General features: G+C 41.7%; 9 protein-coding genes. 6 read left to right on the plus strand and 3 right to left on the minus strand.

The window, feature by feature from the left end; all coding sequences use genetic code 11:
• Window positions 1-62 precede the first annotated feature (62 nt).
• The gene (locus tag BCV39_RS18125; RefSeq protein WP_102431796.1) at window positions 63-1,064 is read left to right on the plus strand and encodes a substrate-binding domain-containing protein; all 1,002 of its coding nucleotides are present in this window, start codon (window positions 63-65) and stop codon (window positions 1,062-1,064) included.
• Between the two features lie 114 nt (window positions 1,065-1,178).
• Here BCV39_RS18125 and BCV39_RS18130 read toward each other — a convergent pair whose 3' ends face one another.
• Together BCV39_RS18130 and BCV39_RS18135 are read right to left on the minus strand one after the other, a co-directional pair.
• On the minus strand, window positions 1,179-2,438 hold the full coding sequence (locus BCV39_RS18130; protein WP_102431797.1) for a carbohydrate porin: 1,260 nt from the start codon (window positions 2,436-2,438) through the stop codon (window positions 1,179-1,181).
• A 389-nt stretch (window positions 2,439-2,827) separates the two neighbouring features.
• The gene (locus BCV39_RS18135) at window positions 2,828-5,392 is read right to left on the minus strand and encodes a glycoside hydrolase family 3 protein (protein ID WP_102431799.1); all 2,565 of its coding nucleotides are present in this window, start codon (window positions 5,390-5,392) and stop codon (window positions 2,828-2,830) included.
• Window positions 5,393-5,946: 554 nt separating this feature from the next.
• On the opposite strand from BCV39_RS18135, the gene BCV39_RS18140 reads away from it, so the two are divergent.
• From BCV39_RS18140 to BCV39_RS18160, 5 genes are all read left to right on the plus strand, one after another.
• Complete coding sequence (locus BCV39_RS18140; RefSeq protein ID WP_102431449.1) at window positions 5,947-8,076, plus strand: ADP-ribosylglycohydrolase family protein; 2,130 nt, start codon at window positions 5,947-5,949, stop codon at window positions 8,074-8,076.
• A 43-nt stretch (window positions 8,077-8,119) separates the two neighbouring features.
• Window positions 8,120-9,370 (plus strand): extracellular solute-binding protein, encoded by a 1,251-nt coding sequence (locus tag BCV39_RS18145; protein ID WP_102431448.1) that lies wholly within the window; start codon window positions 8,120-8,122, stop codon window positions 9,368-9,370.
• An 84-nt stretch (window positions 9,371-9,454) separates the two neighbouring features.
• Entirely contained in the window at window positions 9,455-10,555 is a 1,101-nt protein-coding gene (locus tag BCV39_RS18150) for an ABC transporter ATP-binding protein (RefSeq protein WP_102431447.1), read from the plus strand.
• A gap of 2 nt (window positions 10,556-10,557) precedes the next feature.
• Window positions 10,558-11,550 carry a sugar ABC transporter permease gene (locus tag BCV39_RS18155; protein WP_102431446.1) on the plus strand — a complete coding sequence of 331 codons (993 nt, stop codon included), beginning with the start codon at window positions 10,558-10,560 and terminating at the stop codon, window positions 11,548-11,550.
• Window positions 11,551-11,552: 2 nt separating this feature from the next.
• Window positions 11,553-12,389 carry a carbohydrate ABC transporter permease gene (locus BCV39_RS18160; protein WP_060980646.1) on the plus strand — a complete coding sequence of 279 codons (837 nt, stop codon included), beginning with the start codon at window positions 11,553-11,555 and terminating at the stop codon, window positions 12,387-12,389.
• A gap of 291 nt (window positions 12,390-12,680) precedes the next feature.
• Here BCV39_RS18160 and BCV39_RS18165 read toward each other — a convergent pair whose 3' ends face one another.
• Window positions 12,681-13,673, minus strand: coding sequence for a 2-hydroxyacid dehydrogenase (locus BCV39_RS18165; protein WP_048660977.1), 993 nt, complete (start codon window positions 13,671-13,673; stop codon window positions 12,681-12,683).
• Between the last annotated feature and the right edge of the window lie 196 nt (window positions 13,674-13,869).

Below are 13,869 nucleotides of genomic sequence, written 5' to 3' on the forward strand. Positions count from 1 at the left end.
TATTAATATGATCTATAACGATTAGTGTGTTGGTACTAATGATTTATTAGGGGTATGAAAATATGGGAAAAGTAACATCTAGAATGATAGCTACGCACGCTAACGTTTCACCTAGTACTGTTTCGAGATATCTTAATCGCAGTTCATTTATTGAAAAGGAAAAAGTTCAGGCTATTGAAAATGCAATGAGTGAACTTGGATATGAACAAAAGAAACCTCATACTCAAGCCGCGGCTCGAACAATGGTTATTGGTGTTCTTTCACCTAGTTACGATAGCAATCACGTAACCAGTATATTTTCAGGAATGAATCGAGCGGTATCAAAACATGTTTATCGAATTAATGTAGAAGTGAGTAATTACGACATTGATCGTGAGCGTCGAATCCTTAAAGATATGGTTGCTAAAAAAGTGGATGGCATGATCGTTATTGGCTCATTTCTAAGCGAGAAGGAAATAAGTCAGTTATTAAAAGGTGCTCCAACATTAATCTTTGGAACACCGGCATTATCGACAAATAATCATGGCAAAAAAAAGTTACCGCAATTAAGCATGGATAATGAACTGGGAGCCTATTTAGCTGTAAACCATTTGATTCAAAAAGGTCATCGAAATATCGTACATCTTAGAGGGCCGAAAGATAACAGCGATGCAGATGCTCGTTACTCTGGTTTTGTTAGGGCAATGGAAAGTGCAGGGCTATCAGTGGAGCATGATTTAGTCACTTGGGGTGATTTTGACTCAGAAAAAAGTAGCCAAGCTGTTCGTCAACTTGTCTCTAATAATCATGAGTTCACAGCAATATTTGCTTGTAATGATGAAAGTGCATTTGGTGCCATGCACGGTCTCTATCGAGAGGGACTATACGTACCTAAAGATGTGGCTCTAATAGGGTATGATGATATGCCACTTTCAAGTTATACCGTCCCACCGCTTACCACTGTTCGGTTACCTTTTGAGAAAATGGGCGAGTTATCCATAGCATACATATTGGATCTGATATCAGGTAATAAACCGAAATATAAGATGCCAACAATGCAGCTTATTATTCGAGAGTCCACCTAGACTGAATATTTTAGACTTTGGCAGAGATAAAAAGGCAGCTACTTAGAAAAGTAGCTGCCTTTTCTTTTTAATATGCCCTATGGACTAGGCAGAAAATCAAGATGGGGTTACTTATTACCACCAAGCTTCAAACTGAGCGCCGAAGCTAACAGAGTCGAACTTGTCGTTTGCTACGGAAGAGTGCTCGCCAAAAGAGACTTCGCTCCAATGCGTGTCTTTCTCTGCGTATGTTACGTATAAGCGGATATGAGGTACATCACCAAAATGGAATTTTTGAGAAAGTGTCGCTTTAGCTGATGTATTTGTACCATCATAAGTCTTTGATTTTGCTTGTTGGTAACCAAGTTCTACCTCAGTTTGAGTGAACGAGCTCCAGTTGTAGCGTGGGCGAATACCCGCATTGAACCATTCTTTGCCATCTTTGTTATCAAAGTCCATGTCAATGTCTTCGAATGCAATAGAATAGCCAGCGCTCCACTTGTCGTGGAATGTGTAGTTACCGTGGTTAAACAGTCGAACACTGCTGCCAGGTGCTTCAACGTTAACGATCTGAGTTCCAGACCAACCAGCAACACCAATACCGTCGGTATATTGCAACGTTAAGATGTTATCAAAACCCGCAAAGTTACCGCGGTGAGAAGCCGTTAACATGTAACCGGTCGTTTGAGCGTTCGTGACGGTCTCTTTTAAAACTTCATCATCAACGACACTAGCAAGGTTAACACCAAGTGCTAGCTTACCGCCCGGTACTTCGATGTTATGAACACGCAGCTCTGGAAGGTGGACAGCGGTAATGAATCGCTTATCTTCTGCTGGTGTATCACCGGGGTTTGTCATCTCGCCGTTGTTGTAGTTATAAGTGACATCCATCAACATACCTGGCAATTCGATGTCACGAAGACCAAAGCCACGGCCGTAGTTATCCCAATACTCGTAATCTAGCATGTCATCAGCAATAGAACGTGGGTAGAGTTTACCCGCCCACATACTTGTTACGTCGCTGCCGAACACACCGTGCAGTTGTCCCCAAACTTGCATCACATCGAAAGAGTCAGAGATGCCACCACCAAACTCTTGAACATCATGCCAAGAACCTATCATGACGCCAATTTCTCCGCGTTGACTACCTTCAGAGAAAAGATCTGATTTAAGACCAAACTCTAGCCAATCGTCTTCGTTACCTAAGCGATATTTACCCGCGGCACCTTCAGCGGATATGTAATCAGGGTGACCATTTCCGTTACTGCTGTTTGGTGAAATATGAGCACCAGCACGCATGTAACCAAAGAAATCAATATCAGAGGTTGCCATTGCACTTGATGTGAAAAGCATTGCACCACAAGCTAAGGTTATTTTAGTTGGTTTAAATTTCATTTTATACCTATATTTATTAAAGGACTAATTAAGAAAATATTTTATTAATTATTGTCAGTGTTTAAGCCTGTTTTTTTATCGGCTAACCCTACTGATTGGATGGAAGTATTCTATATTTTGTTATAGGTGGTTTAATGTGAGGAGAATAGAGTTTTTAAAATGGCTTTATATTTACCATATCAAAATGGTTCATGGTTAACTTTATGTTTTTATTGTAATAAATTAAATCTCCCTTGCTTGGTTTCATGACTGTTTCTCTATGTGAGATGAGGGTCAATATATTTATTGAACTGTTTTTTCTATTTTTTTGTCAAGGAAAATAAAAGCCCACGTATTTTTGTGGGCTTTTTTTTAATTATAAAAAATTACATGTGACAGAAGTTAAATTATTAGGCATTCCATGAGATATTTGCAAGGACAACATTAAGCTTACCTTTTGTATACAGCATAAATGGTGTATCTAAATATCGTAAGTCAACACCTTGGTCGATAAAGTCCTGACAAGGAACAGAGACTTTAATAAAATCATCGCTTTCAATTAATAGCTCAGTAATATCAACAGATGCGACTCCAATTGGCTCTTCGTTCTTAGTCCATTTCTGTAGTGACAATTTAACAGGCTCGGTTGGTGCCTCTTTTACTTTAATTTCAAAGGTAATTGACCCGTTACGATATTGAGAGAAATCTTCTACCGAACCGTCTCCGACTTGGATATACGTCGCGCCAAATTGCTCATTAAAGTTGACCTTAATCGCATCTTGTTGCTGTTCATAGTTATAGGGTTCGGTGTTAATCGCTTCAATCGCCATTGGGTTGTTTCTTGAAACTTCAGAACCGATCCAATGTCCGAGGTCTGAGATTTTTAAGTTGTAGTCGCCAATGTTTGAACGAACCCCGTACAGATGCTTAGATTCAGTTGCCGTTTCTGTTTGGTTTACAACATCAATATCCAGTTCAATGTTATCAAGGTCGCGTGTTTGCTTACGATCAGTATAGTTAAGGCCGTATCCGTATTCGAACAGTGGAGCGTGTTCACCGTTTGGATCTTGCTCGTTCTCTGGGCAAACATAGTTAGGTATGTGCTGTGGAATGCGGTTAACTGTCACACTGCGCTTTTTGTTTGGCCAAGAGTATGAAAGTTGACCAACAAAGTCATAACGAATATTGTCATTTTCATCACGAATGAGGACATCGGTGATACCCATGCCTTCGCTACCAGGAAGGAAAGCGGCTACGAATGCTTCTGATTGAGCGATTTCTTCGTTGAGGTAAAGAGGACGACCACTAAAGAAAATGCTAATGACTTTAACGCCCTGCTTATTTAATTTAGCGACTTTCTCGCAATCCGATCTATAGCTGCGTTTGAGCTTTGAAAACTCCAGCGATTGCCACGCTTTGATATCTCCCATCATTTCAGCGTAAGGATCTTCGCCAAACACAACGACAGCGACATCACCTGCTTTAATATTTGAACTTAAATCTAGGTCAAAGGTTACGTTCTCTGTTCCAAGTTCAGCTTCAAGTGCCATTTTAACGGTTGTTGCACCAGGGAAATCGTCGAGTGTATTTTCATCCCCTTGCCAGGTTAGGTTCCAACCACCGGATTGTTTTTGTAAATCGTTAGCAGCGCTGCCGGTTAGAATGATTTTCTGGTCACGAGATAGAGGAAGAATATCATTGTTGTTTTTAAGCAAGACAAGAGATTTACGCACAGACTCACGGGCAATCTTACGGTGAGATTGAGCACCAAGTTGCGCTTGTTTTCCAGCAAATTGGCGTAGGCTAGGGCGAGGCTTATTCCATAATCCAGCACGCATTTTCACACGCAGAATGCGGGTAACGGCATCGTCAATACGAGCCATAGAAATAACGCCGCTATTTACTGCTGACAAGGTTGATTTTATTACCCCTTTCCAGTGTTCACGAACTGGAACCATAAGAACATCATTTCCCGCATTAATCGCGTAAACGGCGTCAGTATCGGTACACTTACTTACCTCTGCATGGCCGTTCCAATCGGTAACAATTAGGCCATCAAAGCCCATTTTTTCTTTAAGTACGTCGGTAAGCAGGTACTTACTTCCGTGAATTTTTAGGTTGTATTCTTCACCTTGTTCAGGTGAATGGTCATAGTTCGCATTATCTTCCCAGCTATTGAAAGAAGACATGACCACCTGTGCACCTGCTTCTAGGCCACTAAAGTAACCCATCGCATGGATGTTGATCAGGAGCTCTTCACTGTAGCCATTTACACCACGATCGATACCTGTGCGTGTACCACCGTCACCGACAAAGTGCTTAACGTTTGAAAGAACACGTTCCTCGCTTTTTAATTGCTCCGCGTCACCTTGTAAGCCCTGTACCATTTTCGCGGCATACTCGAAGGTCACTGCAGGATCTTCAGAGTAACCTTCATAAACGCGGCCCCAACGATAATCACGTGGTGTTGCTACGGTTGGTGCAAATGTCCAATCAAGGCCGGTTGCTACAACTTCACGAGCGGTTACTTCACCAATACTATGGATTAGTTCAGGATCTCGAGCACATCCCAATCCGATGTTATGAGGAAAGACTGTTGACCCGAATACGTTGTTGTGACCATGAACCGCATCGGTTGCCCATACAAAAGGTATTCTAAAGCCACGACCTTCAAACATTTTTTCTGTTGCTTCCCAGAACGTATCTGCGCAATCAGCCCAATCTTGAGCAGAAGCATGTTTGTTTTCGTTTGGCCAAGCGCCGCCACCGTTAAGAATCGAACCGAGTTTATATTCGTACACTTCTTCAGGTGTCACTTCACGCAGGTTAGGTTGGATCATCTGTCCAACTTTTTCTTCTAGTGTCATTTGTTGAAGAATTTCAATTATTTTATCTTCAATAATAGGATCTTTCTTAATAGCTGATTCAATCGTTGGCCAATCCTTAAAATAAGGAAGACTATTTTTAATTGTCATTATAAACACCTAAATAATATAAATTGATGGATTTCTAATACGGCGGATACTACCTTTGAAATTCCTCTTTTGTTTGTGATCGTGATCTTGTTCTTATGACTCAATGTTTTATATTACTCAAAACTAAATTCGGTACACATTTTAGTATGATTCCATGAATTGTTTTTATGCTATCAATATTTTGTTATATAAATTCAGTGATTTATTGTGAAATTTATTATTCTTCTAGTACGAGGTTAGCGATGGTGGATAATTGCGAGTGATGTGAATTATGAAGTTGTATGAATTTTGTTCAAATATAGGCCGTATTAGCGTGACGTAAATCGTTTTCAACCAATAATGCGTGAAATCATTCAGTTTTAATTGATTTTAATTGTTATTTATCAGTTGTTTACTGTGAATTGTTTTTTGATGGTGTAAATGGCTCGAGAATAAATTTTAGTGCTTGGATCACAATTTATAGAGGTATAACTCTGTATCATCCGCATCAGATGAGAAGTTCTTTATTGCTTCCTTAAATATAAAGTAACAATAATATTAATAGCGTTGGAGGTATGATGTATAGCAAAGGTTTATACCGTAAAATATATTCTGGAATACTAGGTAAGATTGTCGGTGTATATGTTGGAAGGCCTTTCGAGGGTTGGGATTATAGTCAAATAAGTAAAACCTTTGGCGATATCAATTGCTATGTAAACGAAGAAGTCAATCACCCTTTGATTTGTAGCGATGATGATATTACCGGTACATTTATGTTCACTCATGCTCTAGAAGATCATTTATTTCGTAAGGACTTCTCTTCAGTACATATCGGTCAAACTTGGTTAGATATCCTGATCAAAGGGAAAACCGTTCTTTGGTGGGGCGGGTATGGTCAATCAACTGAGCATACAGCTTGGCAAAATCTAAAAAATGGTATTCCAGCCCCAAAAAGTGGTTCAATCAAAACGAACGGACAAACAGTCGCGGAGCAAATTGGCGCTCAAATCTTCATTGACGGTTGGGGAATGCTTAACCCAAATATGCCGGATAGAGCAGCAAATATGGCTCGTGAAGCTGGTTTAGTTAGCCACGATGGTGCTTCGGTTGACGCTGCAGTTGTTATTGCTGTGATCGAATCCTTAGCATTTAACGAAACGAATCTAGATACATTGATTGATTCGGCACTGAGTCATATTAGCCAAGACAGTATCATCCAAAAAGTCATTGCAGATGTGCGCCAATGGCACAGTGAAAACCCACAGGATTGGCGCTACGCTTTTACTCAACTTCGCGAAAAGTATGGCTACGATAAATTTGACGGTACATGCCATGTTGTTCCTAATCATGGATTGATCATCCTTTCTCTACTTTATGGACAAGACAACTTCCACAAAGCGATGATGATTGTTAATACCGCAGGGTGGGATACAGACTGTAATGCAGCAAACGTTGGTTGTATTAACGGCATTCGTTTAGACCTAGACAGTATTAATGACGGTTATGACTGGCGTGGTCCTGTTGCTGATCGTATCTTGTTACCTACAGCTCACATTCATGAACATATTTCAGATGCGCTGCGTGAAGCAGACAAAATGATGGAATTGGTTGTCCGCTGGCATACCGGTGAAACACTACCGAAAAAACCGCGTTTCCACTTCTCTCTTCCGGGCGCAGTCCAAGGCTTCCAATTAGACAGCAAACATAACCATGTAAGAACAGCGGCACTGTCTAATCCAGATAGTGCATTGACGATTGATTACAAAAATCTGATTTCCGGTGTTCCACTGAAAGTCAAAACAGCCACGCATACAGACAAAGAATGCAAGGTTAACGAATCATCTTACCATGTTGTTGGCAGCCCAACGCTTTACCCTGGTCAAGATGTTGTCGCGGAACTTGAACTTACAAAAGAAGCAAATGCTGACGTTGATGTTCGTTTGTTTATCGAAATGTACGATACAGCGCTAAACATCACGACAGTTTCAAGCGAGTTTGTGCGATTAAATGCTGGTGAGCGAAATAGCCTTCAATGGGCGATTCCTCAGGCTAACTTCAAGATGATTGCGAATATTGGCATCGAGATTACCGGTACTATAGAAAGCTCGCAACACGGTCAAATCAAGCTTCACTCTCTAGACTGGACAGGTACGCCGACTCAGACGATTGGTTTTGATAATACGCCGCACCATGAAATTTGGGAAAGTAGTTTCATTAATACGATGGACACCAAAATCAAGTTTGATAATCAAGACATCTACCGTTTCGTAAATGATGACATCACAGACCCTGGTGTATTCGCATTTGGTAGCCAAGATTTTGAAGACTATGAACTGAGCATTCGCTTGGTACCGCAAACAAAAAATGCGTTTGGTCCTATCGTTCGCTACCTCGGCCTCACACGTTATTACCGAATAGAACTGACAAAAGATGACACCGCGATTTTGATGCATGAATCATTTGGTGAATCTCGTATTATCGCTGTCGCCCCGTTTGAGTGGCAACCGCATAATGCTTATGAGTTTAAGGTCAAGGCTGTAGATGACCATTTTGAATGTTCAATAAATGGTGTTGATACCTTTAGTGTTAAAGACGCAGCGATGCCAGAGACATTCAAATGCGGTGGAATTGGGTTCTATAACTCATTAGGCCCTGTTCACTTTACTGATATGAAGATTATTTCTGTTGACGCTCTTAATAGCTAATACGGTGTTAAAGCCGAATACTCTACAAACAATAAGGATAGGTATGAAAAAGTTACAATTAAGCACTGTATCTGGCGTTATCGCTGCGGCTCTATTTTCTACGGCTGCGCTTGCTGGAGAGCAAGTGACACTTAATGTCGCTGCATTTGCAAACTATGACCAAGTTGTTCGCTTGATTACGCCTGATTTTGAAAAACAATATCCGAACATCAAAATTAACCTACGATCGCTGTCGTTCCAAGATCACCACACCGCTCTGACAACATCACTGTCTACAGGCGCTAACGTACCTGATGTTGCTGCACTAGAAGTGGGCTTCATTGGTCGTTTAGCAAATGCTGGTGGCTTAGAAGATCTAAACCAAGCCCCTTATAATGCGGGTAGTTTCGCCGAGAGATTCTCACCATTTACTGTACCACTAGGTAAAAATAACCGCGGTGAGCAAGTGGCTATTCCTGTGGATATTGGTCCGGGCACGATTTTTTACCGTTCTGATGTGTTGGAATCAGCAGGAATTAGCGCTGAAGAGATGCTGAAAGATTGGGATAGCTTTGTCGAAATGGGCAAAAAGCTAAAAGAGAACAACGGCAGCTACATTGTTGATAATGCTTCGACAGCAATGAAAATTGTACTACGAAGCGGTTTAGACGAAGGTCAGTCCGTTTATTTTGGTGAAGACAATAAGATCTTAGTTGAAAGTGACCGTTTCAAAGAAGCGTTCCGTGTCGGCAAAGAGCTGTTTGATAACGACTTGTCTGCAGAAGTAAACCAGTGGAGTACCGAGTGGAACGAAGGTCTGCGCCGTGGTGATATCGCGACTCAAATGTTCGGGTCTTGGTTTGTTGGACACATTCGTGACTTTATCTCGCCTGATACTGATTATTGGCGTACTGCGCAACTACCAGGTGGCACTTACGCAAGCTGGGGTGGAACATTCTTATCAATTCCAGCACGAGCTGAGCATAAAGAAGAAGCGTGGACATTCATTAAGTACATGTCTGATCGCGTTGAAACTCAGGTTGCAGCACTAGAGTTCGGTACATTCCCTTCTTCTGTTGAAGCGCAACAAGCGCCTGAAATGAACGAAGAGATGACCATTCTTGGTAATCAGAAAGCGCGCTTGATCTGGCGTGAATCGGCAGAGCGTATTCCTGCTATTTCAGCTCACCGTCACGACCCAATTGCAGAGCGCATTATTGATGATGCATTTGAAAAAGTGATTAACCATAACGTCGATATCGATAAAGCGTTGTCAGATGCAGCTAAATTGATTAAGCGTCGCGCTCGTCGTTAATTTAAAAATAAATAAACTTTGCGGCTACGACTCTTGTAGCCGCGTTTCTCGCTAGCAAGTTCCACTTTTCTAAAGGTACAAATAATGAGTTCCGTTACTTTCGAAAACGTAAAAAAAGCGTACGGTCAAACGCAAGTAGTTAAGCAATTCGATCTTCATATCGATAATGGTGAGTTTGTGGTTTTTCTTGGCCCATCTGGTTGCGGAAAATCAACGACACTTCGTATGCTTGCTGGTCTAGAAGACATTACTTCAGGCGATATTCGAATTGGTGATCGTTTGGTGAATGATCTTCATCCAAAAGATCGCGACACTGCGATGGTGTTCCAAAGCTACGCGCTGTATCCGCACATGACAGTGGAAAAAAACATCGGTTTCCCAATGAAAATGGCCGGTGTTAAAAAAGAAGTCATCGCTGAACACGTTAAAGAAGTAGCTGAATCGTTAGAGCTTACCCCTTTGTTGAAGCGCTACCCAAAAGCACTCTCTGGTGGTCAACGCCAGCGTGTTGCTATGGGGCGTGCAATGGTTCGAGTGCCATCGGTATTCTTGTTTGATGAACCACTGTCTAACCTTGATACTAAACTTCGTGGAACCATGCGTGCTGAGATTAAAGCAATGCATAAGAAGATTAAAACTACGACACTGTATGTTACTCACGATCAGGTTGAAGCAATGAGCTTAGCTGACCGAGTCGTTATCTTAAAAGATGGTTATGTTTCGCAAGTAGGTACACCAAAAGAAATCTTTGAATCGCCTTGCAGTAAATTTGTGGCGACATTCATTGGCGCGCCAGAGATGAACATTCTTTCTGCACGAGCAACGTCATCAGATGACACGATTGTGACAGTGGGTGAGCAAACCGTTACGTTAAATAAAACACACGATTTGCCAACATTTGATATCGAATATGGTATTCGCCCAAGTGATTTCTATCTAAATCGTCAAACGGTTCAGTCTGACAATATTGGTACCTTAACAGTCACCGTTAATATGGTTGAGCTTCTGGGTTCAAATTACCACCTTCACTGTTCTTTGGACGGACAAAATATTCTGGCGGAAGTTGAATCTCCAACGGGCTTAGAAGAGTTAGAAAATCAGCAAATCGAACTTTACTTCGACCTAAACCGTACACACCTGTTTGACCTAGAAGGTCTTACAATTACTGGCACTGCGCAGGGGTAATTATGTCTGACGCTATTATAACTAAAAGTGAGCCTGTACAAACTGTCTCTCGGATAGAGAAGCTAAAGGCCAATAGCCACAAGTGGATACCGTACGTATTCATCAGCCCATTCTTTATCGTATTTGCAATTTTTGGTTTATTCCCAATGTTGTTCTCTCTGTTTCTATCGTTCCACTACTGGGAGCCAGCAGCAGGATTTGGTGCAATGGAGTGGGTAGGGCTTGAGAACTACATCTTTACTCTTGGTGATGATTGGTTCCATACATCTCTATACAACACGTTTTGGATGGCACTTGCTTCGGGTATTCCACAGCACTTAGTGGCGATTCCTTTAGCATTCTTTATCCATACCGCTTTCAAGCGTGGTCGTAATACCATCATGGGTTTGTATTTCTTGCCATACATTACTTCGACGGTAGCGGTAGCGATGATCTTTACTACGCTATTCTCTCGTGACTATGGCTTGATCAACATGATGTTGACCTCTATCGGTACGATCAGCATTGGTGACTTCCAACCGTTTGCGATCTTATTCCCAACGGAAAATATTGACTGGAATCAGCCTGAATACACTAAGACGATGGTGTCGTTTGTTGTTTTCTGGCGCTATGTTGGTTGGAATACCATTTTGTACTTATCAGCAATGCAGACAATTCCTAAAGATCTTTATGAAGCAGCAACGATTGATGGGGCAACCAAGCTTAAGCAGTTCTTCTACATTACGCTGCCTATGCTTAAGCCAATGATGTTCTTTGCAGTTACGCTTTCCATTATCGGTAGCCTACAGATCTTTGAAGAACCATTCATTATTACCGATGGTACTGGTGGTATCGACCAAGCTGCAAAATCGGCCGCGATGCACATGTACATCACTGCATTCCAAGAGGGTGATTTTGGTACAGCGTCAGCAATATCTTGGTTCTTATTCTTAATAATTGCGGCCCTTACGTGGGGTAATAACAAAATCTTTGCTGATAAAGAGAGCGAGAGCTAATCATGAAAATCAAATTTACACTTAGTGAGCTTGTCGCGTACGGATTTGTCATAATGGGCGCGTTGATGATGCTGATACCGTTTTACTTTATCTTCATCTTTGCGACTCACGATAACCAAGCGATTCTTTCTGTCCCACCGCCAATGTGGTTTGGTGATCAGCTGGGCGTGAACCTTAACGCTCTGATCGGTTATCTTCCGCACTTTTGGAAGAATTTAGGTTGGTCATTCTACATCGCACTGATTACGACGATATTGAATCTACTGTTCTGTTCATTGGCAGGTTATGCGTTCGCAATGTTCGAGTTTAAACATAAGAACCGTCTGTTCGTGTTTGTAATGGCTACGATGATGCTGCCAGCGTTCTTAAGTATGATTCCTACCGCTTTGATCATGTCTTGGTTAGGCTGGATGAACACACCAAAAGCGCTATATATTCCAATGGCGGTGGGTGCGATGGGGATCTTCCTTATGCGTCAATACATCAGCTCTGCAATTCCAAGAGAGTTGATTGAAGCGGCTCGTATGGATGGGTGTGGTGAATTCTCGATTTTCTTCAGAATCATTATTCCTTTGATCACACCAGCATTGGGAACATTAGGTCTGGTGACATTCATTGGCCAATGGAACAACTTTATGGGCCCACTTGTTGTTATGAACGACATGGAGATGTTCACGCTTCCACTAGCCCTTCGTTCACTGCAAGGCAGTACGGCGCTTATCCCTTACGGCGCGATGTTTACTGGTATTGCGGTCGCGGTTTTACCATTGATGATCTTGTTTGCTATCAGTTCTCGACAGCTGATTGCAGGTCTAACGTCCGGTGCTGTCAAAGGCTAGAAGTTCAGTTTTGATTTGGAGTAACAATATAGACTTAAGTACAAAACTTGTTCTGTTTATTATCAATAGACTATAAATAGGTGAGATTTTTTACTATCTGAATAATGTCATTACAACGACTTTTCAGTTGAAAAAGCACTGTGAAGCGCTACCAAATGATTGGTTTTATCATCAGAAGGTCAAGACATTTGAAGACAGTGAACTAAGACGTATTAAATAGACGAAAGAGCCACGCGAGTTCATTTTTTGGGCTAGCGTGGCTTCATATTTAATCTAAGAGCAACTCAGCTATTAAACCAGTTCATTGCCGCTGGTGTTGCCTGCAAAGAAAGCATCAACGCTGGTTAGGGTTGTATTGGCGATGTTGAACAGAGCATCTTTGGTTAAGAAAGCTTGGTGACCTGTGAACAGCACGTTGTGACAAGCAGATAGGCGACGGAATACGTCATCCACAATCACATCGTTAGACTTGTCTTGGAAGAACAGCTCTTTCTCGTTGTCGTAAACATCAAGGCCAAGCGCGCCAATCTTACTCTGCTTAAGCGCTTCAATAGCTGCAGTTGAATCTAGCAGTTCACCGCGGCTAGTGTTGACGATCATCACGCCATTTTTCATTTTCTCAAATGCAGTCGCATCTAATAGATGGTAGTTTTCTTTACTCATAGGGCAGTGCAAAGAAATCACGTCAGACTCTTGATAAAGCTCATCCAGTTCAACGTATTTAGCACCTAGTTCAACGGCTAATGGATTTGGATACGGGTCGTAACATAGGATGTTCATGCCCAAACCTTTCAGAATACGCATGGTTGCTAAGCCAATCTTACCTGAACCGATTACACCAACGGTTTTACCGTGGAAGTTAAAGCCTACTAACCCTTCAAGGGAGAAGTTCGCATCACGAGTACGTTGGTATGCCTTGTGCAGTTTACGGTTCAAACACATCATCATGCCGACCGTGTGTTCAGCTACCGATTCTGGTGAATAAGCCGGAACGCGAACCACTTGCAGGCCAAACTCTTTGGCTGCGTCTAGGTCGACTTTATCAAAGCCTGCACAACGCATCGCAATCAGCTTAGTGCCGCCTTGTGCAAGAATCTCTAACACGTCTCGTGATAAGTCGTCATTTACAAATGCACACACCACTTCATTGTCGTGCGCCATTTTCGCTGTGGTTGTAGTGAGGCGAAAATCATGGAAATGAAACTCAGCGTTGAGTTTGCCTTTCGCTAGGTTGAATGATTTTTCGTCGTATGATTTTGAGCTAAAAAAAGCAATGTTGAGCATGGCTTCCTCTCTTACCTAAAAAATGAAAACCCCAATTATGTTTATTTGATAAGGGGTTAAAACTAATAACTCTGTTCAGTGTGCTAGAGTTTTTATCACCATTAGTCATTGTAATTACTATGGTTATTTGGTCTTATATCTTTACTTATTGAACACTAAAAATCACAGTACGAAGTAGCTTGCTTATAAGTTCATC

This window comes from Vibrio sp. 10N.286.55.E10 (assembly GCF_002872555.1).
In the GTDB taxonomy this organism is placed as follows: domain Bacteria; phylum Pseudomonadota; class Gammaproteobacteria; order Enterobacterales; family Vibrionaceae; genus Vibrio; species Vibrio crassostreae.